The organism is Rhodococcus sp. DMU2021 (assembly GCF_019641445.1).
Classification (GTDB): domain Bacteria; phylum Actinomycetota; class Actinomycetes; order Mycobacteriales; family Mycobacteriaceae; genus Rhodococcus; species Rhodococcus pyridinivorans.
In genome coordinates this window covers 1-3043 of record NZ_JAIFKB010000063.1, presented here as the reverse complement: position 1 = coordinate 3043, position 3043 = coordinate 1, and the positions used below count along the sequence as shown (strand labels likewise).

2 protein-coding genes and 4 pseudogenes are annotated in these 3043 nt (G+C 64.8%); 1 reads left to right on the top strand and 5 read right to left on the bottom strand.

The window, feature by feature from the left end; genetic code table 11:
- The 4 genes and pseudogenes from K3M35_RS25520 to wrbA all read right to left on the bottom strand — a co-directional run.
- Positions 1 to 184: pseudogene (locus tag K3M35_RS25520) on the bottom strand (hypothetical protein); the annotation flags it as partial.
- Between the two features lie 450 nt (positions 185 to 634).
- Positions 635 to 940, bottom strand: a pseudogene (locus tag K3M35_RS25515) (ATP-binding protein); the annotation flags it as partial.
- Positions 937 to 1362 (bottom strand): annotated as a pseudogene (locus K3M35_RS25510) (IS21 family transposase); the annotation flags it as partial. The pseudogenes K3M35_RS25510 and K3M35_RS25515, both read right to left, overlap by 4 nt.
- Positions 1349 to 1948: an NAD(P)H:quinone oxidoreductase gene (gene wrbA / locus K3M35_RS25505; RefSeq protein WP_138846365.1), complete on the bottom strand. Its 600-nt coding sequence runs from the start codon at positions 1946 to 1948 to the stop codon at positions 1349 to 1351. The gene wrbA and the pseudogene K3M35_RS25510, both read right to left, overlap by 14 nt.
- Positions 1949 to 2336: 388 nt before the next feature.
- Between wrbA and K3M35_RS25500 the strand changes: the two genes are divergently transcribed.
- Positions 2337 to 2831 (top strand): MarR family transcriptional regulator, encoded by a 495-nt coding sequence (locus K3M35_RS25500; RefSeq protein ID WP_138846301.1) that lies wholly within the window; start codon positions 2337 to 2339, stop codon positions 2829 to 2831.
- 114 nt (positions 2832 to 2945) lie between these two features.
- On the opposite strand, the pseudogene K3M35_RS25495 reads toward K3M35_RS25500, so the two are convergent.
- A pseudogene (locus K3M35_RS25495) lies at positions 2946 to 3043 on the bottom strand (IS5/IS1182 family transposase); the annotation flags it as partial.

Here is a 3043-nt window from a genome sequence, read left to right as displayed (position 1 = left end):
AGCCGGAGCGTTGACGCCTGTTCCGCTCATCAATCACATTGCGGGCATACGCGAGCGGATGGATCAACGAATGATGCTTCGGGGTACCGAATGCTTCGAAGTTGTCGTGGGCTGTCAGATGGATGTTCTGGTAATCCATCACGATCGCCGCACGCAGCCTGTGTGCAACCTGCGCTTCCGACATCACACCCCCCGGTAGATAAAAAAAGCCTCGCCAGTCCCGGAGGACGGCGAGGAGCAATGAAAGAATTATGTCAAACCAGATCTAGGCCGTCAAGGCAATGGGGGATCCGAAATAAAATACTGCGGTGAGTCTCCGGATGGGTGATCTCTCAGCCAGGACACGGAACTTGGTCAGAGGCCGCGGGCACGCCGTTGAACTTGAGTCTTCTCGGGCTCACGAGCAACATTCGAGGAGAGGTAACCCGGTGTGCGCCAACGGTGGTGTTCAAGCAGGTGAGCGCCTTGGCGTTCGATATAGGTCCAGTCAAGCATACCGCGGCGGTCCTTTGGTCGGCCTCCGGCGAGGCTGTCCTGGTCGGTGATGTGGTGAGTGCTGCGGTAGGCGGCGGCGTCAGCAATAGTGGACCGCCACAACGCAGCGTGTTCGGGATCGTCGGGGCAGGCACCGAGGCTCGAGTGCGCCCAGATGCGCAAGCACCTCCCGGCGCAGACCACTGGCGTAGTCGAAGTCGAACTCCTCGAGGCTCTTGCGGGCGGGGAACCGGGCACTGCGAATACGTCCTTCCCCGCCGTGGGCTTCGCGGGCGGCGACCTCGCGTTGCAGGCACGCGACGAGAAACTCGACGTGACTCCATGATTCGGTACGGGCACGATCGGCGAGCCGATCGACCGAGTCCCGCAGCGTCGGCGCCTTCAACGCTCGGGTGAGATAGGCGATCTCGGCGGTCAGCTCCGCCGCCGTGCGATGGGTGCTCATCCCGATGCCTCGTCGTCGAGTCCGAACAGCGTGTCGTAGTCGCGGAGCCGGCGTTGCTCGACCTCCACCGAGGTCGGGTCCGGGACGATCGACAGTCGGCTGCGGCGCAGTGCCTGGGCGGCGTCCGCATGGTCGGGATCGATGATCGACTGGTGGGTGGCCCAGCAGCGGGGATGGTCGGCCACGATCCGGCCGTCGCAGAATGCCTGCACCCGGTCGAGTCCGGCGACGAGCTCGATGCGTCGGCCGATCGCGGCCGGATGCACCGAATAGTCATTGGCGTCGAGCCGGATGTAATGATCGCGTGGGAGCCGCAACGATCGGCGCCATCCGACCATCGGGGCGATCGGCGGCAACGGCAGCATCGCCGCCCGATCGGCGGCGATCCGGTCGGCAGGGAGAGAACGGTCAGTTCGCGAGTTTGGCGGCGGTGGTGACGACGCGGGTGGCCATGTGATCCAGAGCAGCGAGGGTGGCGTCGTTCAGTTCGTTCTGGTTGTTCGGTCCGGTGACGTGACTGACCCCGTAGGGGTTGCCGTCGGCGAACTTGAGCGGGTCGGTGTAGCCGGGCGGCACGAGGATGCCGCCGAAGTGCATCAGCGAGGTGTACAGGCCGGTGAGGGTGGTTTCCTGTCCGCCGTGTGCGGTCTGGCTCGAGGTGTAGGCGGCATAGACCTTGTCGGCGAGTTTGCCCTGTGCCCACAGCCCGCCGAGGGAGTCGATGAACGTCTGGAAGGGGGCGGCGGTGCTGGCGAAGCGGGTCGGGGAGCCGAAGATGACGGCGTCGGCCCACACGATGTCGTCACCGGTGGCGGCCGGCAGGTTCTTCGTGGCCTCGTAGTTTGCAGTCCAGGCGGGGTTTTCGGCGAAGGTGGCCGGATCACGGGTTTCGGTGATGTGGCGCACGCGTACCTCGGCGCCGGCCGCTTCGGCGGCCTTGGCCAGACGTTGGGCCATGGCTGTTCCGTGGCCGGTGGCGGAGTAGTAGATGATCGACAGCTTGGTCATGTCGGTCCTTTCCTGGTCGGTGATCGTGTCCTGGTGAACAGGGTCGGTGGCCGGGGCGCGTTTCCTGCGCATCAGGCGGCGAAAACTGAACTTCATGGCACTTTCCATCGGTTTCGTCCGGATCCCCGCAGACACACGAGGTGCGGGAGTCGCCCGGTGGTCACTGTAATGGAGGTGGTTGAACTGTCAACCTCTTTCCTTCGGTTACCGGCTTTTCGCGGGGCGACACTAAGGTTCGAGCCGGCAGACCCGGCCGCACCCCGGGCCCGGCGTCTGCGCCCCCAGGGGGATACCCCGGAGCGATCGACCAAAACTGATTGCGCGAGCAACTGCACGAAGTGGTGGAAAATATAGTTGCCCAGTCAGCTACATTGGGTAAACTGGACATATGACCGACACACGATGGCTCTCCGACACCGAACACGACCTGTGGCGCACCTACCTCGACGCCACCCGCCTGCTGCTCCAGCAGCTCGATCGCCAACTCGTCCGCGATACCGGAATCTCGTTCACCGACTACGAAATCCTGGTGGTGCTCTCCGAAGCACCGCAGCAACGGCTGCGGATGCGCGAGCTGGCCGAGGCGAGCACGGTCACCCGCAGCGGCATCACTCGGGCGGTCACCCGCCTCGAGAACGCCGGATGGGTGCGGCGCGTGCACTGCGAATCCGACAAGCGCGGCGCCTGGGCCGAGTTGACCGACTGCGGCGCGGCCACGCTCGCCGCCGCTGCTCCCGGACATGTCGCAGCCGTGCGCGCGAACATGCTCGACCTGCTCAGCCCCCGCGACATCACGACGATGACCTACCGATTCGATGAGATACGCCGGCACATTCTCGACGACCACGACCCTCGGGACGCACCCGACGCCACGGTCGCCTGACAGGCCGTCGTACCCAACAGTGCGGAATACCTGCCCGCCACACCGCACGTCAGATCAACATCGTGGCGAGCGCCACGCAGACGAACGCCACTAAGAGCGACCGGCAATTGATGCTCACTTGAGTCGGCGGGTAGTAGGCCGGGTCGGCCACCGGTAATGGGTACGTGCACGGTTGATCAGACGCCGGAGCACGGTCAGTGCCGCGGCCAACG